This window comes from Fibrobacter sp. UWB7 (assembly GCF_900142945.1).
In the GTDB taxonomy this organism is placed as follows: domain Bacteria; phylum Fibrobacterota; class Fibrobacteria; order Fibrobacterales; family Fibrobacteraceae; genus Fibrobacter.
Genome location: NZ_FRCO01000004.1, coordinates 100,162 through 122,599, shown reverse-complemented (window position 1 = coordinate 122,599; position 22,438 = coordinate 100,162). Strand labels below are relative to the sequence as shown.

The following is a 22,438-nucleotide window of genomic DNA, read 5'->3' as shown; positions in this document are numbered from 1 at the left end:
AAGAGCCTTAATAAGACAGGAGCGCTTATGAACATTTCCCGATTGCTTCCGCTTTTATTGCTGGTGCCAGCAATAACCATGGCAGATGAAGATCGCAACTTTAAATTGAATCCGAGTCATTTCAAGGTTGGTAATGTTCTAGAACATGCAACGGATAAGGCTATCGCATTGGATAGCTCTGTTGCTATTTCCCAGGAACCGGTGTTCCCGTTGCATCCCAATCGTCTCTATCTCCGTCATAAAAAATCGGCGAAAGAATACTTGTGGTTCTCGGGTGAGGCAAAACCGGAAGAATACAAGAATCTCCATGCCTTTAATCTCAAGGATAATCATTTAGGCGCTCGTGAAGTTATCGGACTCCGCTTGTACGCCTCTCGCCAGTATAAAGCGTTCCAGGACGAAGCCGACATTTATTTCGATGCGGAATATGTTTATTCCCCTCGTGTATCGAAGCTTCTGTTCATGAAGAATGGCAAGTGGCAGGTTTTGAACGAAAGCAATCATCCGGGGATGGTGCAAATCCAGTCCGATGAAAAGCACTTGGATGTTCTGCCTCTGAATTCAAAAATGAAACCGGGAACCCGTGCCCTTTTCCCAGCAGAGGATGGTGTTTACGTCTTTTCGTTCGGTACTCCGGACAAGCTTCCATACGTGGATGCGGGTGTGCTTAAGCCGGGGAACGTGCTCACATTCAATGTGAAGTTCCCAAGCCCTGATTCTGTTGCTTCTGGTTCAAGCGAGGCAACTCCGGTTGCTGTTGTAGAAAGTTCGAGTTCAAGCGAATCCGTTCCGGCTGTTGTTATTGCAGGTTCTAGCTCTAGTTCGGGAATTGTTATTCCTAGCTTTGACGCTGGTGTTTCTAGTTCAAGCGCTGTTCCTGTTTCTGGCGGATCTTCTTCTAGTACTTCTGCTCCGGCGAAAACGTCTGTCACGCTTGATAAGGTGTACGCCCTTCAAACGCTCGAAGAAACAGAAACCCTTTATGACGTATTCTCTGCAGATGTCGATAAGAATGTGAACCGCGTGGATACGATGGAATTTTCGAAATTCTATCCGGCTATCAAGTCTGCGGATTCTCTAGGACTTGCAGAATCGGATAAGGATTATCGCAACTATGTTACTCACTACAACCTCAAGCGCAAAGAAGCGCAGACCATGTGGCGCAATAAAAAGCTCGGGGATGTGAGCAATATATACAAGGCTTTCCACGAAAAGCTTGATAGTCTCCAGGCGCTCCCGGCTCAGATTAACATAAAGCCTGTTGCCATCGAAAAAATCGTGAGAACGGATACCATTACGGTTCCTGTAGAATCGACTAAGAAAGTGACGAAGGGCAAGGCTAAAAAGGCTGCGGTAGATACCACAAAGAAAACGGTTGTCGTTACTAAGGTCGATTCCTTGAACTTGAGCTTTGGTGCTGACCGAGGTCGTGTCCAGGTATCGTGGAAGGGCGTTGTCGATGGTATTTCGATGGATTCACTCGTCGAGATGCTTGCCGCTGGAAACTCCAATCTCGTGACGACATTGTTCCTTGTGAACAACAAGCCGGTATGGGTGTTCAAGGAAGGAAATCTTGTCGGTCGCTACCAGTACCGTTATGAAAAGCTTGGCTTCCGCCTTGGCGATTCCCTTTACGTGGGCAAGGGCAAGTTTACTTTGCCGAGACATATCGCTATGGAAAAAGAAGTGGTAGAATGGCTCAGAAAGGGACTGGAGTCTTCTTCGTCATCTGCAATCGTAAGCTCTTCGTCTTCTGCTCCGGTGGATACGGTTAAGACTGCTCCGGGCGCAAATATTGTCGAACACGCGACTCGTGGAACGGTTGCAATCATTGATTCTGGCTCGTTCCGCTTCCGTGGTAAGGTCGTGTCCATGTCCCCATTTGCAATCCATACAACTGAAGTGACTCAGGAATTTTTCCAGAAGATCATGGCTCGCTTGGATTCTGCAAAGCGTTATCCGGACAAGTCTGTGTTCAAGGGTGAAAAGAAACCGGTGCAGAATATCACGTGGGATAATGCTCAGTACGCTTGCAAGGTGCTTGGCGGTGATTTGCCGACTGAAGCCCAGTGGGAATTTGCAGGTCGTGCCGGTAGCAACGATGGTGTTCTCTGGACAGCAGATGATGTCATGAGTGTCGGCACGTATGCCGTTTTTGCCGAAAACTCTTTGAAGATGGGCAAGGGCAATGATGCTTATGGTCCGCACGATGTCGCTACGAAATCTCCGAATGCTTGGGGACTTTACGATATGTCCGGTAACGTTGCGGAGTGGACTCGTGACAACTACTTTGCGATTACCTTCTCTATTGAAGACTCGAATCCAACAGGTTCTTATTGGGGTACAAGCAAGGTTTTGAAGGGTGGTTCTTGGAAGGATAGGGCGAAAGAGTTGAACATGACTGTGCGTGACGATGAAGATCCTCGCTACTGGTCTGATTTCATTGGCTTCCGCTGTGTGTTCCCGCTTGAAAGAATTCTTCAGGAAAAAAGATAATGAGTGATAATTCTAATAAGGAAAAAAGCATTTTCAAGAAACTGACGGCATTCCCGTATTTGCTCGTGTTGCTTGCTTTGTTGATGCCTTTGGCAAATGTTTCTTGCTCGGCAAAAGACGATAGCAAGCCGATTGCTCAGATGACGTTTTACCAGATTGCATCGGGCGTTAATTTGGATGAAACTGTTAAATCCTCGGCTTTGAACCAGATGAATCGCATGGTCAAGGAAAATCCGAAGATCTTGGATCATTTCAAGACGCAAATGCCGAATTACCCGAAGATGGAGCCTGTCCATCATTTGTACGGTATTGTGGCTGCAATTGTTTTGGCGGCTGTGTTTGCTTGGATTGTTCCGCTAGCGTCAATCGTGATGGGACTTTTGTCCATGATTTCGTTGTGGTCGCTGCTGATGAAGCTTTCGCAAATCGGGGCTACTCTTGGAATTCCGCTATTAAAAGTTGAGGGTGGCGTTGGGCTATACTGCGCAAGCTTCCTGATTTTGATTGGAACGGCGATGAACATCGCAACGCTCGTTCGCCCGATGGTGATTGCCCGCCGCGAACGGAAGAAAGCGAAGAAAGGTTAAGTCTTGATAATAAAGAAGGTCGCGATTGCTCGCGACCTTTTACTTTCGTCTTTGGACAAGTCCCAAATGCTTGGCTCAGTTATAGGTCTGCAAGCAGCCCTGCAACATTCGCCTTTGGCATTTGTCGTCTGTAGCCGCTATACAAAACTTGGCAACTTGTTGCCTTAGTTGCTGTTATCCACTTTGTGGAGAAGCAGCGTTCTCTCGTCTAATTACACGTTGAACAGGAAGTACATGATGTCGCCATCCTGTACGAGGTATTCCTTGCCTTCCGTACGGACGAGACCAGCTTCCTTGGCGGCGTTCCAGCTGCCGTGCTTGAGGAAGTCGGCGTAGCTCAAAGTTTCGGCGCGGATAAAGCCACGTTCGAAGTCCGTGTGGATGACGCCTGCGCACTGCGGTGCCTTGAAGCCTGCGTGGAACGTCCATGCGCGGCATTCCTTTTCGCCTGCGGTGAAAAACGTGCGGAGACCGAGGATTTCGTAACCCTTGCGGACAACGGAATCGAGTCCGGATTCCTTCATGCCGAGTTCCTTGAGGAATTCAATCTTGTCTGCCGGTTCCATGGCGGAAAGTTCTTCTTCGATCTTGCCGCTGATGACAATCACGTCGTGGCCATGCTTGGAGGCATATTCCTTGAGCTGGTCCACGTAAGCGTTACCGGTAAGGATGTCGTCTTCTTTGACGTTTGCGCAGTAGAAGAGCGGCTTTGCGGTAAGAAGTCCGAGGTCCTTAACGATGCCTTCCATCTCTTCGCTGTCGTGCATCACGGTGCGGGCGGCGCGGCCTTCTTCCATCGTCGTCTTCAAAAGTTCGCAAGCGGCGAGGCGAGCCTTGGCTTCGGCGTTACCGGTACGTGCAGACTTTGCTTCGGTAGCGAGGCGCTTTTCGACAGAGTCCAAGTCCTTGAGGATAAGTTCCGTTTCAATCACTTCGACGTCGCGGATCGGGTCCACGGAACCGTTCACATGGATGATGTTTTCATCATCAAAGCAGCGCACCACTTCCATGATGGCTTCGCATTCGCGGATGTGGGTGAGGAACTGGTTGCCGAGACCTTCGCCCTTAGAAGCACCCTTTACAAGGCCTGCAATGTCCACGAATTCTGTAACAGCCGGGACGATGGATTTCGGGTTGTAGACCTTCACAAGTTCATCGAGGCGGGCATCCGGGACGCTGACCATGCCGACGTTCGGGTCGATGGTGCAGAACGGATAGTTGGCGGATTCTGCGCCTGCGTTAGTGATTGCGTTGAAGATTGTGCTCTTGCCTACGTTCGGGAGGCCTACGATGCCGCATTTAAAACCCATGATAATCTCCGATTTGTGGCGCTTGTAATCGTTTTATCCTATAGCGATTCTAGTCACCTGTTTTTGCGATGTAAAGGTAGAAAATTGCCCTTTAAGCTTAAAGCGTAAAAATCTAAATTTGCCGCGGTTTTAAGGTGCTGTATGGCAACGGATGCGTTAAAGACGAATATGGATATGTTGAACGGACCTCTCGGTCGTAAGATTCTGAGGTTTGCCGTTCCGCTTGCGGCGACAAGCATTTTGCAACAGTTGTTCAATGCGGCAGATATTGCCGTGGTCGGACAGTTCGCTGGCGACAAGGCGCTTGCGGCGGTCGGTGCGAATACGTTCGTCATCAATATGCTGATAAACTTGTTCGTAGGCATCTCTGTCGGCGTGAATGTTGTCGTCGCTAATTCCATCGGTGCGCAGAGCTATCGTGCCATTACCCGCAGTGTCCACACGTCTGTGATTGTCTCGTTCATAAGCGGAATTTTGCTCTCGTTTATCGGAGTCTTTTTTGCGCGTCCGATCCTTTCGGCGATTTCTACGCCTACAGATGTCCTAGATTTGGCGGTGCGCTATCTGCAAGTTTATTTTGCAGGGATTCCGTTCGTTATGCTTTATAACTTTGTGGCGGCAATTCTGCGTGGCAAAGGCGATACAAAACGCCCGCTTTACGTGCTCCTTGCGACGGGTGCTATCAACGTGTTGCTGAACGTCCTCTTTGTCGCAGGTTTTGGCATGAGCGTTACGGGTGTTGCGCTTGCGACCGTGATTGCGAATGCACTGAGTGCGGGAACATTGTTCTACTTCTTGCTTCACGAAGTCGGACCGTTCAAACTCGAATTTTGGAAGTTGAGAATTACGCCTGTGTTCCTCGGGCGCATTATGCGCGTGGGGCTCCCGGCGGGGCTTCAGGGAGTGGTATTCTCGTTTAGCAATGTCTGCCTCCAGTCGGCGATCAACAGTCTTGGTTCTGCAACTGTGGCGGCTTCTGCTGCGGCGCTCACTTACGAGTTCATTGTCTATTACTGGCTCAATTCGTTCTCGCATGCGTGCGTGACATTCGTGGGGCAAAATTACGGGGCGAAAAATCTGGAGCGCTGCCGTAGTGCAGTCCGGTGGACCATTTTGCTTGCGACGACTTCTACGTTTGCGTTGAGCATGCTTTGCTGCTACTTTGCAAAGCCTTTGCTTTCGTTGTATACGTCCGATCCTGAAATTATTGCGACGGGTTCTATCCGCATGTACGTCGTGGTTGGCGTGCTGTTCATCAACGTCTTTTTGGATGTTTTCTCTGGTGCACTACGTGGCATGGGGCAGTCTTTGGCTCCGGCGCTGACTTGCGTGGTGGGTGTCTGCGGTATACGAATCCTCTGGGTTATTTTTGTATTCCCGCAGTACCGTTCCTTTGCGTCGCTGATGGTGGTGTACCCGGTGAGCTGGATTATTACCATCATGGTCTTGGCGGGGATATACATTTACCGGGTGAAAAATACCCGTTTTTAATGTAAATGTTTGTTTTCTGATTAGCCCATACGGGCGCTATTGCCAAAAATTTGACATTTTGTCAACGGACGAAAAAAGCCCTCTTGAGATAAGGGGCTTAAATAAACGTAATTTACGAGTGTTCAAATAGCCGATTTGGGATTAGATGCAAAAAGCGTCAGTTAGTGTTGGAGAACTGATGCTTCTGTAATCGGATGGAGACTTCTGATCGATTTTCACCGAAAATGACGTGATTCGATAGTTGCCGAACAGAGCTTCTAATCCCAACCGGCATTTTTTTTTTTTGCCCCCTTACAGGGGGCTTTTTAATTGCCTTAGAGTGGGTTATTACAGCAAGTCGTCGAGGTTGATGCCGTACATTCTGACGTTATCAATCCAGATATCCGTGCCGTTGTACACAAAGATGGTAAAGCGCGTAATCTTGTTGCGTGTCACGTCCCAGCCGTGGTAGCTTTTTTTGTCCGGATTTGTGAAATCGGATGGCTTGATGGCGACACGAGTCCATTCTTCGTTGACACTTCCTTTATACGAGGTCTTGTAGTTTGTATCGGATTCTACAATCGTCTCGAGGAATACTTCGAAATCCCCGCTGCCCTTGAGCCAAACTTCCACGGAGTCGAGTCTGCTCAAGTCGTGCTGGTGCGCGGCTATGCGCGTCCCGATGACAACGTAGCGTCCGAGCTTGTTCGCCTGGTACTGCACATGCAGCATGTTCTTGCCGAAGATGGTGCTGTCTGCCTTTTCGATGCCGTTGGTCGGCTTCTGGTCAAGGTTGTTCTTGACCGTTGCACTATCGTGCGGTTGTACGTACCAGTTGTAGTTAAGTGGCGCGGGCAGTGCGTTTAAGTCGGTGCCTGCTTCGAAATTCAAAACCTCAACGCTGTTGAGAGCCTTCACGAGAGAATCGCTGAGACCTTCCCAGACTTTGACATCTTCAATCTTCTTGGCCTTTTTGTCGCCCCACATGAGCATCCACGGTCTGACGGTATCAGCTGCGCTTTCGACGCGGATGTTGAGCGTGGCGCTATTGATGCTCGTATCCCAGCCGTCGATTTCAAACGGAATGAGGTTGTTGCTTCCGTCGTAGAGGCGAATGTCACTTCCGTCCTTTTCGGCCTTCGAGAAGTCGAAGTTCTCTTCAGTCAGGCGCAGGACGAGTACGGTCGGGAAGCTGAGCGGGCGCATCCAGTCCGAAATCAAGTCGGAAGGCATAAAGCGGATGGCGTTCTCGGGGACGACCTTGTTCGGGTTCTCGATGAGGCCGAGATCCGTCGTGTCGTTCGAGGTCACAACTGCGGAGGTTCCGCCAATGGAGCTGAGGTCTTCGGAATCCCATGCGCTCACGGTGACGTTTCCGCACGGAGCCTTCTGGATGACGAACTGTCCGAGCGTATCGGTCTTGACAATGGTGTTCACGCCCTGGACGGCAACCCAGGCGTAGTTGGCGGAGTCCGGCAAGTCCACAAGACCCTTGACCGTGCCGACCGCTTCGAGCGATGCGCTGTCGAGCGTGTATTCGTGGTTCAAGTTGTTGAGCGTGTACTGCAAGACGATAGAAGAATCGCCCTTAGTGAAATTGATGGTGTAAGATCCGTTCTGGTGGCCGTCGATATGCACCCAACCGTTTGTATCGGTTTCGCCTTCGTAGGTGTACTTTACGGCGCTTGTTTCGGCAGTGTCGGCTACGTACCAAGAGGGGAGCACCTGGTAGCGTACTTTGGCAGCCGGTGCACCGTCGTCAAAAACACGGATGGCGATGGCGTTTTCAATTTCCGTCGTATTCCCTGCCGTGTCGTTGCTTGCTGTGCAGGCAGCGAGGAGACCAAAGGGTACCAAATAAAGAAGCTTGTTAAAATTTTTCATTTTATTTTTCCTTCTTCTTATTGAGTGCGACGGGGAATAAAGCGAGGTTCAACTGCATAACGCGATCAGGGACAATGCACTTGTCAACGCGAATCTGGATTTCTTTGCGGAATTCCTTGAGCATCTTTTTCAGGTCTTCGAATCCCTTGGAATCGACTGCCATGGTGATTGTCGAAATGTCGCGGTTCTCTGGCGGAATTTCATTGAGCGAGCGGATGCCAAACTGCATAACCTTCGAATGGAAACTGCGGATGGCTTCGGCCTTTTCTGCGCCTTGGACCGTGATGTGCGGGTCGGCGAGGCGGACTTTGCTGTTGTTGTTGATAGGCTGGATAAAGCCGAGCGACTTTAAAATTTCGATGCTTTCTTGCGCCTGTTCTTCGGTAATAGGCGGAATCACGCTGTTTGCGATTTCCGGGATGTCCACGTTGCCGTGTTTCACTTCGATAAGCGCTCTTACGACGATTGTCCACCAGGCGCTTAAATACTTGAGCTCGTTGTCCTTGAGCAAATGGCGCTTCACGTCGCGCAGCTGGAACGCCTTTTGCAGGATTTCAGCCTTTGTCTTTTCGGATTTCGTGCGCGATGCGACAATCAATAAGTCGAAGTATGCGGCTCCGCGACCGTCGAGCCCGAGCATTTTTTTTGCGGCGGGGACTGCGTGGACGGGGAGATTGCGTTTTTTCTGAACAATGTAGTAAGCGTGACTTGAATCCAAGCCAAGCGTCTTGCCGAGAGTGCTGAAGGAATACAAGGAGTTGTGTTTCTTATGCTCCAAGTAATAATCCTTGATCATATCCCGGTAGTCATCGTAATCAAAGATTTCTGCCATAACCAAACCTATGCTAAATATACTTTAAATTCTTTTCGGAAAATTATTAGATTAATCTTACCATGCGAAAAAACAGAAGTCAATCCCCAAAGGGATCGTTATTTGTGGTACTTTTGGTACTCTTTATCTTTGTTGCGTTCGTTTTTATCACCTATAGCAAGAAAAATGCCGAATTTGAAGAGCGTGAAGCGATGGTTAAGGAGACGAATGATTGCCTTGCGGCGGGTGACTGGAAATGTGCCGAACGCAATGTCCGTGAGCTTTTAAAGGCAGAACCGAACGATACGAACTTGCGAATGCATTTGGCGGGGCTCCTGCTTGAGCAGGAACGCTATAAGGAATGTGTAAGTTACATTGAATCTTTGGATTTTAAGAGCGAAAAGCTGGATTATTTTATCGAAAAAGCGAAGCGCCTAGAACAGGAAATGGAAAATCTTGGCGTCGAAAAGTCGATGCATTTTCGTTTGGAATTTGATGGTAGTCCCTCTAAAAAAGATGTGATGGAAGCTCTTGCCGTTTTGGAAGTGGCGTACGATTCGATTAGTAATTTGTTCGATTTCTTGCCCGAAAATAAGATGAGTTTGGTACTGTACCAGGAGAAGGAATATCAAGGTGTGGGACCGCGCCCGGACTGGGTGGCTGCTGTTTTTGATGGCAAGTTGCGTGTGCCTGTGAACTTGATGGCTTACCGTGAAGTTTATCGCCCGGTGTTGTTCCATGAACTGACGCATTCATTTGTTCGTTCTATGACGCGTGCGCAGGTGCCGCTGTGGATGAACGAGGGCATTGCGATGGTGGTTGACGGCTCGCATAACGATGAGCCTCGCCCGATTGGGTCGTACCCGAGTCTTAAATCACTTACAGAACCTTTTGTGAACGAATCGGACACAGAAAAGGCAAAGAAACTTTACTGGTTCTCGAAGAAAATGGTCCAAGAACTTTTGTGGCGTGATGGCGGTGGAGCAGATGCGTTCCGCAATTTTGCAAAGTGTTTGCAGGATTTGCATGAACTTGGAACAGATGGCGCTTTGAAAAAGCATTATGGAATGACCGCACGGGATTTGTTGGAGTCTGTAAAATGAAAAATATTGTGATTCTCGCGACGGGCGGTACAATTGCTGGCGCGGGCGAGCAAGGTAAGGATATTGGTTACAAGTCGGGCTCAATCAAGGCGCAAACGCTGATTGATGCAATCCCGGAATTGAAGAATGTGGCAAACATTTGCGTGGAGCAATTTTGCAATATCAATTCGGATGATATCACCTCTGAAATTTGGATTGATTTGGCGAAGCGGATTCAAGAGCTTTTGCTGCGCAAGGATGTTGACGGCATCGTGGTTATGCACGGGACTGATACGATGGAAGAAACCGCTTTCTTCTTGAGCTTAGTTTTAAATGCTGCTGAGACTGCCGCGAAGCCTGTGATTTTGACTGGTTCGATGCGACCCGCTACCGCTGCAGAACCGGACGGTCCCGCAAACCTCCTCTTTGCCGTGAAAAGCGCAGTGTCATGCCCGAATGTCATCCTGGAGCCGAAGGCGATAGGATCCAGTGCTGTTTACGTTGCCTTTGCAGGCAAATTAATGAACGCTCGCTCGGTGCAAAAGATTCACGCGAACGATTTGGATGCATTTGCTGAATTGTCATGCCCGCCTCATGAACTGTCTTGCCCGCCAGAGCCTGCCCTGAGCGAAGTCGAAGGAAGCGGACATCTCCCTCTCGTAAAATCGTTCGACATCTCGAACTTGCGCGAATTGCCTCGCGTTTCCGTCCTTTACTTTAACGCTGATGCTGATGCAGAACTCGTGCGCTTTGCTGCAGAACGCTCGGCGGGGCTTGTCATTGCAGGTGCTGGCGCTGGTGAATTTTCTTGTGCATGGGCTAGTGCGATTGCAGATGCTGTCGCAGATAAGAATATCCCCGTCGTGATTTCTACGCGAATTAATCGCGGTCGCATTGTCCCAGAACAGCTCCTTGTGCCAGGAACGATTGCCGCTTACGATTTGCCTCCCGCTAAAGCAGCCGTGTTATTGCGCCTTGCATTAACCATCACGAATGACCCTGCGGCCATTCAAAAGTTTTTTTCTAGAGTATTAACATTATGAAATTTTTAATACAGCGAGTCACTAAGGCTCAAGTCGATATTGAAGGTCAAACTGTCGGTAAAATTGATAACAAGGGATTCCTTGTGCTGATTGGCGTAGGCGAGGGCGATACCCGCGAAATCGCCGACCGCTTCATCAAGAAAATGCTTGCGCTCCGTATCTTTGCCGACGAAAACGGAAAGACGAACCTCTCCATCAAGGATGTTGGCGGTTCGCTTTTGCTTGTTTCCCAATTTACGTTGTATGCCAATTGCAATAAGGGCAATCGCCCGACATTCAATGGTGCTGGCAACCCGACACTCGCCAATGAACTATACGAGTACATTATTGAACAGTGCAAAAAAGAAGTCGCTGTCGTAGAAACCGGAAAATTCGGTGCCGATATGCAAGTGAGCCTCGTCAACGACGGTCCATTTACTATAATGCTAGAATAAAGCCTTGCGCATTGGGACGTAGCCCCATCCAGTTAAGTCTTGTTCTGCAAAATGTTTTGGAGCTTTATATGAAAGTTTTGCAATTTTTGTTGTTGTGCGTTTCAACGCTGTTCATCGCTTGTGCGGGTTCGCGCGATAGCGCTCCCGAAGGCGGCGACATGGCGGACGCTCCGTGCACGGAATGCGGCACGCAAGGTGATATCGTGCTGAAAATCACAGACGAAAAGTTCTACCGCGAATGGAACCAGGTCGCATTTAGCCGTATCGATTCCAATGCTGTTGTGGGCGTTTTCCCTTCGCTCAAGGTAACGGCGACTCGCCCCGAAAACTGCAAAATGTGCCATAGCTTTAGTGCCGATGCCCTCGACTTTGATCTTGCCCGCATCGAAGATTCTTTGTTCGCAAAAGCGTTCCCGAAAATGCAACGAGACTTGATGATTGTTGGCATGCGTGTGCCGGAAACGGATTCCGCTTACGTCGATTCTTTGTCTGCAAAACTTCTTGCTGAAAAATTCGTGGAAGGCAAACGCTTGGATGACGTGACTCCGTGGGAAGAGCGCGATGGTGTGGAACAGACGATTGCTCGCCAGTTGCCGTTTAAGCTAAAGGACTTGTTGAACGGAATTGCTAGCCGCTATGAACTCCGTTATTTGACGATTCCGTTAGTGTTGAATGTGGAAATGGACCCTGATTTGGGCAAAAAAGGTGGCTTCACATGGCAAATTGTGTGGAGCATGTGGGATGCCCGCTACGGTGAACTTGTCGCCCTCACTTACTCCAAATTTACCGCCGCAACGACGACCCGCGTGGCGCCTGAAAAGGAATGGGCAACGCCTTTTGCCGCTAGACTCTGGAAACTGCTTAACACCGACGTCGCGCATTTCGAAAACCACTGATTTAGTTACTAGTTCTTAGTCATTTGTTATTAGATTAATTTTTGGCGCCTTCGGCGCAATTATAAATAACTACAGACCATTGACTAAAGACTAATTACTACTTTTTAAGTTATGAACACTCCTTTCTACGTTTTTATGAAGCTTTTGCCGAAGAATGCCGCAAGCCGCATTTTCGGTGCCTTTACGCGTTTGCGCATCCCGTTCCTGAGCAAAATTGCTCGCAACGCCTTTGCTAGCTATTACAAGCTCGATATGTCTGAATCGGAATACCCGCTCAGCCATTACAAGAACATCGGTGAACTTTTTATCCGCAAGCTCAAGCCGGGTATGCGCCCTGTTGCCGATGGTGCCGAAATCGTAAGCCCGGTCGATGGCGTGCTTTCGCAGACGGGAACGTTCGATGGCGATGACCAGAACTTGATTCAGGCGAAGGGCAAAACTTACACGCTCAAGAGCCTTTTGCGTAGCGAAGAACTTGCAGAACGTTTCAAGGGCGGCGCCTTTGCGACGATTTACTTGGCTCCGTTCAACTACCACCGCATCCACAGCCCCGTCAAGGGCGACCTCGTGCTTTCGAGCTATTGCCCGGGCACGCTCTGGCCGGTCAACGCAGGTAGTGTAGAACGTGTCGAAGGTCTTTTCAGCATCAACGAACGCTTGACGAGTGAACTCCGCTTGGCGGACGGTTCCGAAGTGCTCGTGGTCAAGGTCGGTGCGACAAACGTCGGCCGCATTGGCGTCGTGTATAACGATTCCATCTTGACGAACGCAGGCAAGCTCCCGCGCGACAAAAAGCGCTTGGACTGGATTCCGAATCAGCAGTACTCGTTTGACCGTGGCGATGAACTTGGCCGCTTTGAAATGGGCAGTACCGTGATTCTCGTGGTCGACAAGAAAATTCGCGAACGCCATCCGGACTTGTTCAAGTCTCGTCTTGGACAGGCGGTGAAGGTGGGCGAGGCTCTCTAGTTGGTCTCGGTAAAGCGTTTTATTCACGATGAACCAGCGCTATTCAAGGCTTCGAAAGCTTTTGTAGCGCTTCTTTTCAAGTGCGCTGATCCCGTAGTTTATGTTGCTCAAAAAATGCCCACGGCAAATGAACAAATTGCGTGGACATTGCTTGGTACGGTCTTATTCCAGGATCGTTCTTACCCCGATATCTTGCGCCTCCTCGTGAAGTTGCACGAGCGTTTCCCGGGTGATAAGCTTTGGTCGCTCCCCGTGCCGAAAGGTGGCGAAATCGAAGATGTTGTCGAGCAGACGTTCAATAGTCGCAACTGGACGGTCTTTGAGCATGTCTCCGGGATTTTTTGGAGCGTCGGACTTTTTGTGCGCCATCATCCGGATTTGGTCGCTTGGATGCGTGAACGGACTCCCGAAGAGATGTGGCGGGACTTGGGCGAAATCTATTTTATGGGCCGTTCGAATCCGCGCCCTAAAGCGTGTGCCGCAATTTACCGCTTGCTTGCCCCGCAACCGCTTGGCCTTGGCCTTGCGTGTCGTGACAGTTCTAGAATGCCTCACTTGCCGCTCACGATGGGCGCTCGCCGGTTCCTTGCGATGCTTGGGCCCGCGAAGGAATCTAGCTTTGCGGAACTGGAACCCGCTCAAAAACAAAAACTCGCGAATGAATATTTTATCGCACTTGCTCCGGAGAACCCGTATTTCGCTGCGCATTCCCTCCAGTTCTTTTTGGAGAATGGGAGCGAGGGCTTTATTTGCCGCGAGCTGACATCGCATTGCGCGAAGTGCCCGCTTTATGAGTATTGTAATTATGCCGAAGTCCGCAAACGCGATTGATGTATGCTAAATTTTATGAGTATGAATCGTTTCCTTTCGGTGTTGCCTAAGTTTGTCTGCTTTTGCGCTGCGGCGCTTGTTTTGTGCGCATGCGAACCGAAAGAAGAAGAAACTGTTGATTATACGGAGCTGTGCTACAACGACAGGTGGCCGATGGATGATATTCGTATCGACGATAATCCGAACGAAAACATCAAGGCTCTTGTGAAACGTGTCGATTTGCGTTACCCGATGAATATGACGGGGGATACGCTGGATGTGACTATTCTTGAATTCAAGAGCGATGTGTATGCGCTTGATTATTACATGAATAGTGGGCGTTTTCAGGGAATTGTGCCGATTCTGCGCGGCTCTTTCCTAGAACAAAGTATCCGTTCTGCTTCGCGAATCTTCATCTTTAAGCACGATAGCTTCCGCCGTTATGAACGAAGCGATCTGGAAAGTTATGTTCACCAGTTCCCGAACGCAAGGCATGGTGGGTTCCCTCAGGAATTCCTTAGCCTTCCGTTTGAACATCGCGAACCGGGACATACGTCCGTATTGACGAAGTATTTCATTGGCGTGAAAGCTTATTTCCCGGTGCTGGCACAGGTCTATAGAGACGCCGACTTGCAGTGGAATGTCGCCCGCAGTTGGGATCTCGTGGAAGAAAATGACTTTATCGCTTGGGGGCGCCAGTTGAACATTGTGCAGCCTAAAGGCATTTATCGCGAGACTTCGACGCTTTATTTTAATGCGGGCGAGGGTGTGAACGGCATGGCAACAAGGCTCCCGGGTGGGCGCGTTGTGGCGGTGTGGGGTTACCTCGATTGGACGGATTTGGAACGTAAGTTCTTTACCGCGAGCGACCGCGTTTACGGCGCAAGATATTAATTACTATATTCAAAACATGGCTATTGAAAAACTTGCTGAAACTCTTTTAGAAAAGCTCCGCTTCATCACGAAGGCGGAAACCGTCATTGGTGAACCCATCCAGGCGGGCGAAACAACAGTTGTGCCGGTAAGCCGCGTGTCCGTTGGCTTTGGCTTTGGAGGTCACCAGAATAAGGGCGATACATCTGCATCTGGCGGTGGCGCTTCGGTCGATCCGGTCGCATTCCTCGTTATCAAGGGCGACGACGTGCGCATCATGCCGATTACCAAGGATAGCTCGCTCGTCTCTAAGATTATGGATATCGTACCTGATATTACAAATAAATTTGCAAAGAAGCCTGTGGACAATTAACCGCCCTTTCTAAATCGCTGTTCTCGATTTTATCATGCCGGACTTGTTCCGGCTTTTTTTTGTGTGGCTGTTCCCGCCTTGCGTGTCGTTCCCGGCTTGACCGGGAATTTCCGTCTTGTACTTTGGTTGAAAATAGAATTTTATTGGTCTTTTTCTCTGTTTTTGTACTTTTGAAAACTTTGCTGAAAATTTGAGAACATTTTGGGAGCGGACTGAATGTGATATTTTGCAAAATTATGTTTAAAAATGGGGTTTTCTATTGACATTCGCTATTTAAAAGAGTATCTTTATTCATGTAAAAACGAGAAAGTGAAAGCCTTTGGGTGTATATGGGTTAGTAATTTTGAGAACAAAAAGAAGGTTCTAAACTTATCTCGCAAGTTTTGCAAGGTCGTGTTTGGTTGTTGGGACCTTGTGAAACACCCGGCACGGGGACATACGTGCCACGAAATCCTCCTCCAAGGCGCCGTAATGGCGTACTCCTAACACAAAAAATAGGACCTCCTCATACTCCATGAGGAGGTTCTTCTTTTGTCATGACCAGTCATCCTCGAAGCGAAGCGTAGGGGATCCATTATTTCTCGTAACTACGTTTGCGACGGGATGACGATTGTAAACGAAAAAGCCCCGACCTATGGTCGGGACTTTCCCAAATGCGTTATACCGCGCGGGGCGCGGCGCAGTTCTTAACCGAGAACTTTCTTTTCGAAGTCGCCGAGGCAGTCAACGAGAGCCTGCACGCCTTCGACCGGCATGGCGTTGTAGATAGAAGCGCGGAAGCCGCCGACAGAACGGTGACCCTTGAGCTGCTGGAGGCCACGAGCCTTAGCGAATTCAAGGAATTCCTTGGCGAGATCGTCAGCCTTGTCAGCTGCGACGACGTCCTTGTTGAATACGAACGGAACGTTCATGATGGAACGGTCTTCCTTAGCAGCCGTACCGACGAACACCTTGGAGTTGTCGAGTGCGCTGTAGAGGAGAGCGGCCTTGCTGCGGTTCACCTTTTCGATAGCGTCCACGCCACCGAAGTCCTTGAGCCACTTGAGGGTGCGGTTCATCACGTACACGGCAAAGACCGGAGGAGTGTTGAACATGTTGGCTGCGTCGATGTGGGTCTGGAAGTTGAGCATGGTCGGGATGGTGCGGTTTACCTTGCCGAGGAGGCCCTTCTTGATGATCGTCACGGTCACGCCAGCGCAGCTGATGTTCTTCTGAGCGCCGCCATAGACGACACCGAAGTCAGACACGTTGATCTTGCGGGCGAGGAAGTCGGAGCTCACGTCAGCCATGAGGAAGCCGGACTTCGGCTTCGGGAAGTTGTGCCATTCCGTACCGTAGATCGTGTTGTTGGCGGTCACGTGGAGGTAGCTAGCGTTGTCGCTGAGCTTCAAGTTCTTGTCGATGCGGCTGTAAGTTTCAGACTTGGTATCGCAAGCGGCGAGAGCGTTACCGAACTGCTTAGCTTCCTTGTAAGCCTTGTTTGCCCAAACGCCGGTCAAAGCATAGTCGGCCGTAGCGTTCTGGTCCAAGAAGTTCATCGGGAGCATGCAGAACAAAAGTGAGCAACCACCACCGAGGAACACGATGTCGTAATCTTCCGGGATGCCCATCAATTCACGGAGGTACTGTTCCGTCTGGGCGAACATGTTTTCAATCGGCTTTGAACGGTGACTCATGGAGAGGATACTGATGCCGCTGTTTTCGAAGTCGATGCATGCAGCAGATGCTTCCTTGAGTGCCTGTTCCGGCAAGACCGACGGTCCTGCGCTAAAGTTATAGACTTTATTTGCCATTGTTGTGTTCCTTTTTAGGGGTTATTCCTGGGCGTGAACCCATGTAAAAATTACGCCGTAAAAATAGCAAAATCCGTTCCGTTCGGCTATATCGGTGGTCATAAAAAGATTTTAAGGGTCGTTATAGAGTGATAAAATGCAAAAAAGGTTGTCAGATTTTCCAATACAAATTATTATTTAGTCCATAAAAAGGAGGATGCTGTGTTTGATAAAGGTAAATCGGTCTATTCTTTGACCTCGTTTTATTTTGCAATGTCGTGTTTGGGGGCTTCTTTTGCATTTGCCGCCTGGGACGGTAGTGCTACGGTGCCTGAGGCTCGCGATACCGTTTTACAAATTGAAGCGGGCAATAATGAAATTATCGATGTTACATTTCCGCTTTACCATATTTCCACGCCGGAACAGTTGGCGGGTCTTGCGAAAATGATAAATTTCGTGGAAACTCCGTCCGAAGATCCTGCTGAAGATCCCGATGCGGATGAAAATGCCAAGGAACCGACGGTCAAAGAGCCTTGGCGGGGCTGTATCGTGCTAGACAACGACATCGTTTTTGGGAGTGACATGTCTTCTGTCTCGGAATTTCCTTGGGAGCCTATTGGAAATGCGGAAGGCTTTATTGACGCGTTGCTCTTTGATGGCAAGAACCACACAATTTATGGACTTAATCTAGCGTCTAAAAAGGATTCTGTTTTTGGATTGTTTGGATTTGTGGATAATGGATTCTTTAAAAATGTGACGATAGCCAATTACGGAGCTTCTTTTGGGGCTGATTCGAACGCTTATGTTAGTTCTTTTTATGGGGCTGCCCTTGTTGGATTTACGTCTTCTTCCATTATTCACAATGTGCATACCCGTGGAGGCTTGATTAAGTTTGAGGCTCTTCCAAGGAAGATGGTTGATGAACGTGTTGTGGGTGTTAACCATGTGACTATTGGCAATGTAGTTGGGCGGATGGATGGGCTCATCGACAGTTGCTCTAATGCAAGTGACATTGAGGTTCATTTTGATTCTGATCAGACGATAGGTGGCGTTGTTGGTTTCATAACGTCGCCTGGGACTACCGTACTTGTAGATTCGGTTTCTTATTGTTCGAATACGGGAAAAATTGTTTCTAAGTCTCAATCGACTAATCAATCAAGTGAAGCTGGTGGAATTGTGGGATTTGCTAAGGCATTCGTGGTCCATTGCAGTAACTCTGGTTCGGTTTCAATTGATTATGGCGATGCGGGGGGCATTTCGGGGAATGGAAAACATGCCTACTATTGCGAAAATACAGGGAGCATTTATGGCGGACGAAATGCTGGGGGTATTATTGGAAATGGTACGGGTATCGTTGTACGTGGTACGGATATCAGTTGGTGCACTAATAAGGGGAGCGTGGAGGGTAATTATGCCGGTGGAATTGTCGGAGATGGCGGGGCTATCTATTTTAGCGTCAATGAAGGTAAAGTGAATGGGAAATGCGTCGGCGGTATCGCAGGCATGAATACCAGCAGTATTCGCCAGTCAATCAACCGCGGTGTTTTGGCGGGGGATTCTGTCGGTGGAATTTGCGGAAGAAACAAGGACTTGGTAATTTCGTCATATTCTTATGCATCCGCTTCAGCGACGGACTTGATTGGAGGAATTGCCGCAGTCAACCCTGGCCGGATTGTCACTTCGGCTTACGATTCGACTTTGCTTCCGTCTGTTGAAATTGTGGCGCTCCAAGAAAAGGATGGATCGGTTTTAGAGTCCTTTGCTCTATCGACAAAAGAAATGCAATCGGCTGAATTTGTGGACAAGTTGAACGAAGCCCTGAGAGACGAGGCTAAGGGGCGGATTATGTATGAAGAGGGCCGTTATTCAAGGTTGGACTGGAGTTTCGATGGCGGTTATCCGCACTTTAGTGATTCTTCGCATTTGCCGCTTTTTAGGATTGATCTAGACGATAGCCTTTTTGTGTCTTATGGATTTACGGATTACAAGGGACATCTTGTAGACTTGCCTCCGGCATATTCTACGAAAGGTCGCTATTTTGAAGGCTGGGTCGATTCTACGGGTAAAACGGTTTCGAAATCGACCGTGTTCAATGGTCCCGCTACTATTTATGCCAAGTATTCCAAGACGATTAAGGATCCTTCTTTGGTCGTGTACCGTCCTGATCCGACTGTCATTGGCTGGAATGGCGAGCTGAGCATCCCCAAACTGCGCATGCATCTGGACACGTCGCTCTACTGGGCGATTTTCACGCCGTCGGAATTGGCTTGGTATTTGTCGAAAGGCGCTAATTATACAACTAGGGCGGCTTTGGTCAATGATATTGTCATGGGCAAGGATTCGTTATCGGTGATGACGCGCGAACTGAAAACGTTAGGCGAGTTTGGCCGATATGTTAAACGTGTTTTTAACGGCAACAACCATAAGATATACGGATTGAACGGTTCCTTGTTTAGAGACAATTATGGTCAGATCAAGAATTTGCATCTCGTCAATTCTCTTCTCAAGGGAGGGCATGGGGCTTTTGCTCAGTTGAATCGCGGAGAAATTCTGAATTCGTCTCTTCGGAGAGCGGTCCTTGAAAATGGCGAAAATTTGCGCACGGTCGCAGGCTTTGTCTATCAAAATTATAATGCTTCAATTATTGATAGCTGTGTCAATTACAGTGATTTTGATGTGCCAGCGGGCTCGTATGAAGTGGTTGCCGGTTTTGCAAGCCTCAATGACGGGATTATTCGCAATAGCCGCAATCTTGGAAACATAAAGGCGAACGGGTCTACGCGTGTTGCTGGTATTGTTGCGTCAAATAGTGATAAGGGCTCTATTTTAAATTGCATAAACGAAGGTGATATTGAATACGTTGGTTATAGAAACATGAATCTTGGCGGTCTTGTGGCTGACAATGGTTGGGGTATGATTAAAGGTTCCAAGAATTTTGGAAAAATCACGGTCAGGTTGCTTGGGAGTTATGATGGCATTAGCATTGATCCTAGAGCATCTTTATTCTCTCCTTCTCATGTTGCTGGCGTTGTCGCCGATGATGCTGACCTTGATTCGTGTGAAAACCATGGTGATATTACCGCAATTGCTATGGATGATTTCAAGGGTGGGCTCATCTTAGGTGGTGTGTCGGCCGGAACGTATGTGTTTAAGGATGTAAAGCTTGATCATTCCTTGAATACAGGTGCTATCACGTTTGTTGATTCTACATCATTGATACTTAAAACTATAATGCTTGGTGGAGTGGCTGGCCGAGCGAATGTCTCTTCTAGCAGAAACGAAGGTGACGTGAAAATAGTTTTAGCGGATTCTTCTAAAAATTATGGCATGGTTGAAGATTTCATGGTCGGTGGTGTTGCCGCGGATTCGAGAAATACCTTTGATTGCGTCAACAAGGGAAACATTTATGGTTTAGGCGTTGTCGGCGGAGTTGTTGCGAATTCACAGGATTCGATTGCCCGCGTCGTCAATTACGGCCGTATAGAGGTTTTGGGAGTCAATCATAAAGACGGTTCTACTGGTGGAATTTGCGGTTCATGCCATAATATTGAAAAGTCTATAAATTTGGGCAGTGTGACCATGAAAAAGTCAAAAGACGATACCTACTATAACACTGTGGGCGGTCTTGCGGGCTATGCGAGTGGACGTTTGAAGATGGTTGCCAATGTGGCCCCGGTGACGGTTCTAGGAGAAAGTGAAAAGGTGATTGGTGGTGGCCTTGTGGCTTTGCTTTCAACTGAAGAATTCCGCGATGCCTATAACTGGGGTGCGGTTACGACGGATGGCGAAGCGGGCGGACTTTATGGGCATATAAATGAATTCTTTCCAGAAAGGTCTGGAATACCTTATTCTTCTGACCTCAATGAGTTTATAAGGAACGTTTATAATGCTGCTCCGGTCAATGCATCCAAGGCAAATCCTGTAGGCGTTTCTCCGAAATGCCCAGATGAGGTTTATCCTGATTTTACGGCGCTTGTTTACTATGATTCCTCTTATTCTCGCGAAAAGAGCTGCGAGCAAATTCAAACATTTTTGGAAGATGAAACCTTGCAAAATTTCTATGTCTATACGAGTCCGCTTAGCACAAAATATATGCAATCCGATGATTTTGTGGACTTGCTGAATACGTCTGGCAATACGGCTGAAAATAGCCATGTGTGGAAAAAGAGCGAGACTTATCCGGTGTTTGACGAAGAGGCTCTGGGTATGTCGTTTAGTTATGAACCGCTCTCGTCGAGTTCTGTGGCATCTTCGTCTTCTGCTGTGAAGAGCAGTTCTTCTGTCAAGATTGAAAGCTCGTCTAGCAGTTCGTCAAAGCCTGCATCGAGTAGCTCGGTTGTTGAATCATCGAGTTCTAGCAAGGCAAAGTCGAGTAGCTCGGTTGTGAAATCGTCGAGTTCTAGCAAGGCAAAATCGAGTAGCTCGGTTGTTGAATCGTCAAGCTCTAGTAAGGCTAAATCGAGTAGCTCGGTTGTTGAATCGTCAAGCTCTAGTAAGGCTAAATCGAGCAGTTCTGTGAAGCGCTCTTCGAGTTCGGCAACAAGTTTGAAGACTCTTGTGCAGCGTTCCTTCCGTGTTCAGGTGCTGGGTCGCATGATTGTGCTTTCGACAGCGCGTGGCAAACGTGTCCAGGTCTTTGATGCTCTTGGACATCTTGTGGCGTCGAAACATGTTGATGCGTCTGGAAATGCGAACATAGCTTTGGAAAAAGCGGGCACCTATATTGTGCGTGTTGATGGACTTGTCCAGAGCGTTGTTTTGAAGTAAGGATTGGCGATTTCAAGCGAAAAAATCTCGGAGAACATCCGAGATTTTTTTTATAGGTGAGAGGTAAAGAAAAAGACGAGATTTCTCTCGTCTCTAGTCAGTAGCCGCGTGCGGCGTTCTCTATACTGAATTACACACCAAGTGCCTGGATGGCTGCCTTGTACTTCTTGAGGCGGAACTTCGTCTTGAGTTCGCGGCGTTCCTGGCGGTGGATGTACTTGTCGTCCATGAGCACGTTCAAGATAGCGCTCTTTGCCTTTGCTGCAGTCGGATTGTCCTTGAGTGTTTCGACAAAGCGTACAAAGTCCTTTTCGCGGGCGTCATAGGTGGCGTCTTCGGCCGGCACACCCTTTTCCATGAGGTGGCAGCTGTATTCGTCAATCCAAGCCTGATTCTTGTGGTAGGTCATCTTCTGGATGAGGTCGACCATATCGGCAGGAACACCCATCTGGATCATGTCGTCCGGAGTCTTTTTAGTGGCGGATGTAATGGAATCCTGCAAAATGGCGAGAACCTGGACATCTTCGGATTCGCCTTTGTTTTTAAGATAATCGGCGACGTTCTGGAGGAAATCGATGTATGGGCCACCGGCCTTGTCTTGCTGACCTTGGTGAACGGATTCTGCAATTTTGTAGGCGTCTTGATAAGAAAGCATTATTAACCTTTTTTTAAAAACTTCGAGCATTGTTGATGCCCATGATTTGAATATACATAAAGCTTAGTTAAAAAAGCGTCCCTTTTTTGCAAATGGGTCGAAAAAGCACCTGTTTTACGCAAAAAGACCTTAAAGTAGTCGATTTTTCGCTTTTTTTCGCCGTTTTTGGATTTGCCATCGCCCAAATGGACTATGCAATAATCTCT

General features: G+C 48.5%; 17 protein-coding genes. 12 read left to right on the top strand and 5 right to left on the bottom strand.

Going from position 1 to position 22,438, the window contains the following annotated elements; all coding sequences use genetic code 11:
• Positions 1-27: 27 nt before the first annotated feature.
• Positions 28-2,496: a formylglycine-generating enzyme family protein gene (locus BUC30_RS12175; RefSeq protein WP_073425116.1), complete on the top strand. Its 2,469-nt coding sequence runs from the start codon at positions 28-30 to the stop codon at positions 2,494-2,496.
• A complete protein-coding gene (locus tag BUC30_RS12170; RefSeq protein ID WP_073425115.1) occupies positions 2,496-3,083 on the top strand; it encodes a hypothetical protein in 588 nt (195 codons plus the stop codon). The genes BUC30_RS12175 and BUC30_RS12170 overlap by 1 nt, the downstream gene beginning before the upstream one ends.
• A gap of 212 nt (positions 3,084-3,295) precedes the next feature.
• Here BUC30_RS12170 and ychF read toward each other — a convergent pair whose 3' ends face one another.
• On the bottom strand, positions 3,296-4,393 hold the full coding sequence (gene ychF, locus BUC30_RS12165; RefSeq protein ID WP_073425114.1) for a redox-regulated ATPase YchF: 1,098 nt from the start codon (positions 4,391-4,393) through the stop codon (positions 3,296-3,298).
• A 141-nt stretch (positions 4,394-4,534) separates the two neighbouring features.
• Between ychF and BUC30_RS12160 the strand changes: the two genes are divergently transcribed.
• A complete protein-coding gene (locus BUC30_RS12160; protein ID WP_073425113.1) occupies positions 4,535-5,884 on the top strand; it encodes an MATE family efflux transporter in 1,350 nt (449 codons plus the stop codon).
• A gap of 327 nt (positions 5,885-6,211) precedes the next feature.
• On the opposite strand, the gene BUC30_RS12155 is transcribed toward BUC30_RS12160, so the two are convergent.
• Both BUC30_RS12155 and BUC30_RS12150 read right to left on the bottom strand, forming a co-directional pair.
• Positions 6,212-7,747, bottom strand: coding sequence for a hypothetical protein (locus tag BUC30_RS12155; protein WP_073425112.1), 1,536 nt, complete (start codon positions 7,745-7,747; stop codon positions 6,212-6,214).
• Position 7,748: 1 nt separating this feature from the next.
• Entirely contained in the window at positions 7,749-8,579 is an 831-nt protein-coding gene (locus BUC30_RS12150; RefSeq protein WP_073425111.1) for a DUF4423 domain-containing protein, read from the bottom strand.
• Between the two features lie 104 nt (positions 8,580-8,683).
• Here BUC30_RS12150 and BUC30_RS12145 point away from each other — a divergent pair, with 104 nt between their 5' ends.
• The 8 genes from BUC30_RS12145 to BUC30_RS12110 all read left to right on the top strand — a co-directional run bounded on the left by BUC30_RS12145 (position 8,684) and on the right by BUC30_RS12110 (position 15,038).
• Positions 8,684-9,661, top strand: coding sequence for a gluzincin family metallopeptidase (locus tag BUC30_RS12145; RefSeq protein WP_139260845.1), 978 nt, complete (start codon positions 8,684-8,686; stop codon positions 9,659-9,661).
• Positions 9,658-10,683 (top strand): asparaginase, encoded by a 1,026-nt coding sequence (locus BUC30_RS12140; protein ID WP_073425109.1) that lies wholly within the window; start codon positions 9,658-9,660, stop codon positions 10,681-10,683. The genes BUC30_RS12145 and BUC30_RS12140 overlap by 4 nt, the downstream gene beginning before the upstream one ends.
• Entirely contained in the window at positions 10,680-11,117 is a 438-nt protein-coding gene (gene dtd / locus BUC30_RS12135) for a D-aminoacyl-tRNA deacylase (protein WP_073425108.1), read from the top strand. The genes BUC30_RS12140 and dtd overlap by 4 nt, the downstream gene beginning before the upstream one ends.
• A gap of 68 nt (positions 11,118-11,185) precedes the next feature.
• The gene (locus tag BUC30_RS12130) at positions 11,186-12,013 is read left to right on the top strand and encodes a hypothetical protein (RefSeq protein ID WP_073425107.1); all 828 of its coding nucleotides are present in this window, start codon (positions 11,186-11,188) and stop codon (positions 12,011-12,013) included.
• A gap of 111 nt (positions 12,014-12,124) precedes the next feature.
• Entirely contained in the window at positions 12,125-12,982 is an 858-nt protein-coding gene (gene asd / locus BUC30_RS12125; RefSeq protein ID WP_073425106.1) for an archaetidylserine decarboxylase, read from the top strand.
• Positions 12,983-13,813: a hypothetical protein gene (locus BUC30_RS12120; protein ID WP_073425105.1), complete on the top strand. Its 831-nt coding sequence runs from the start codon at positions 12,983-12,985 to the stop codon at positions 13,811-13,813.
• 21 nt (positions 13,814-13,834) lie between these two features.
• The gene (locus BUC30_RS12115; RefSeq protein WP_244536623.1) at positions 13,835-14,686 is read left to right on the top strand and encodes a hypothetical protein; all 852 of its coding nucleotides are present in this window, start codon (positions 13,835-13,837) and stop codon (positions 14,684-14,686) included.
• 16 nt (positions 14,687-14,702) lie between these two features.
• Complete coding sequence (locus BUC30_RS12110; protein WP_073425103.1) at positions 14,703-15,038, top strand: GerW family sporulation protein; 336 nt, start codon at positions 14,703-14,705, stop codon at positions 15,036-15,038.
• 686 nt (positions 15,039-15,724) lie between these two features.
• Here BUC30_RS12110 and serC read toward each other — a convergent pair.
• Complete coding sequence (gene serC / locus BUC30_RS12105) at positions 15,725-16,831, bottom strand: 3-phosphoserine/phosphohydroxythreonine transaminase (RefSeq protein ID WP_073425102.1); 1,107 nt, start codon at positions 16,829-16,831, stop codon at positions 15,725-15,727.
• 201 nt (positions 16,832-17,032) lie between these two features.
• Between serC and BUC30_RS12100 the strand changes: the two genes are divergently transcribed.
• A complete protein-coding gene (locus BUC30_RS12100; protein ID WP_073425101.1) occupies positions 17,033-21,577 on the top strand; it encodes a T9SS type A sorting domain-containing protein in 4,545 nt (1,514 codons plus the stop codon).
• A 130-nt stretch (positions 21,578-21,707) separates the two neighbouring features.
• Here BUC30_RS12100 and BUC30_RS12095 read toward each other — a convergent pair whose 3' ends face one another.
• On the bottom strand, positions 21,708-22,232 hold the full coding sequence (locus tag BUC30_RS12095) for a hypothetical protein (protein WP_244536622.1): 525 nt from the start codon (positions 22,230-22,232) through the stop codon (positions 21,708-21,710).
• Positions 22,233-22,438 lie beyond the last annotated feature (206 nt).

Coding starts and splice junctions, on each gene's coding strand:
- BUC30_RS12175 (WP_073425116.1), top strand. CDS start 28: ATGAACATTTCCCGATTGCTTCCGCTTTTATTGCTGGTGCCAGCAATA.
- BUC30_RS12110 (WP_073425103.1), top strand. CDS start 14,703: ATGGCTATTGAAAAACTTGCTGAAACTCTTTTAGAAAAGCTCCGCTTC.
- asd (WP_073425106.1), top strand. CDS start 12,125: ATGAACACTCCTTTCTACGTTTTTATGAAGCTTTTGCCGAAGAATGCC.
- BUC30_RS12160 (WP_073425113.1), top strand. CDS start 4,535: ATGGCAACGGATGCGTTAAAGACGAATATGGATATGTTGAACGGACCT.
- dtd (WP_073425108.1), top strand. CDS start 10,680: ATGAAATTTTTAATACAGCGAGTCACTAAGGCTCAAGTCGATATTGAA.
- serC (WP_073425102.1), bottom strand. CDS start 16,831: ATGGCAAATAAAGTCTATAACTTTAGCGCAGGACCGTCGGTCTTGCCG.
- BUC30_RS12130 (WP_073425107.1), top strand. CDS start 11,186: ATGAAAGTTTTGCAATTTTTGTTGTTGTGCGTTTCAACGCTGTTCATC.
- BUC30_RS12155 (WP_073425112.1), bottom strand. CDS start 7,747: ATGAAAAATTTTAACAAGCTTCTTTATTTGGTACCCTTTGGTCTCCTC.
- BUC30_RS12170 (WP_073425115.1), top strand. CDS start 2,496: ATGAGTGATAATTCTAATAAGGAAAAAAGCATTTTCAAGAAACTGACG.
- BUC30_RS12115 (WP_244536623.1), top strand. CDS start 13,835: ATGAATCGTTTCCTTTCGGTGTTGCCTAAGTTTGTCTGCTTTTGCGCT.
- ychF (WP_073425114.1), bottom strand. CDS start 4,393: ATGGGTTTTAAATGCGGCATCGTAGGCCTCCCGAACGTAGGCAAGAGC.
- BUC30_RS12140 (WP_073425109.1), top strand. CDS start 9,658: ATGAAAAATATTGTGATTCTCGCGACGGGCGGTACAATTGCTGGCGCG.
- BUC30_RS12150 (WP_073425111.1), bottom strand. CDS start 8,579: ATGGCAGAAATCTTTGATTACGATGACTACCGGGATATGATCAAGGAT.
- BUC30_RS12095 (WP_244536622.1), bottom strand. CDS start 22,232: ATGCTTTCTTATCAAGACGCCTACAAAATTGCAGAATCCGTTCACCAA.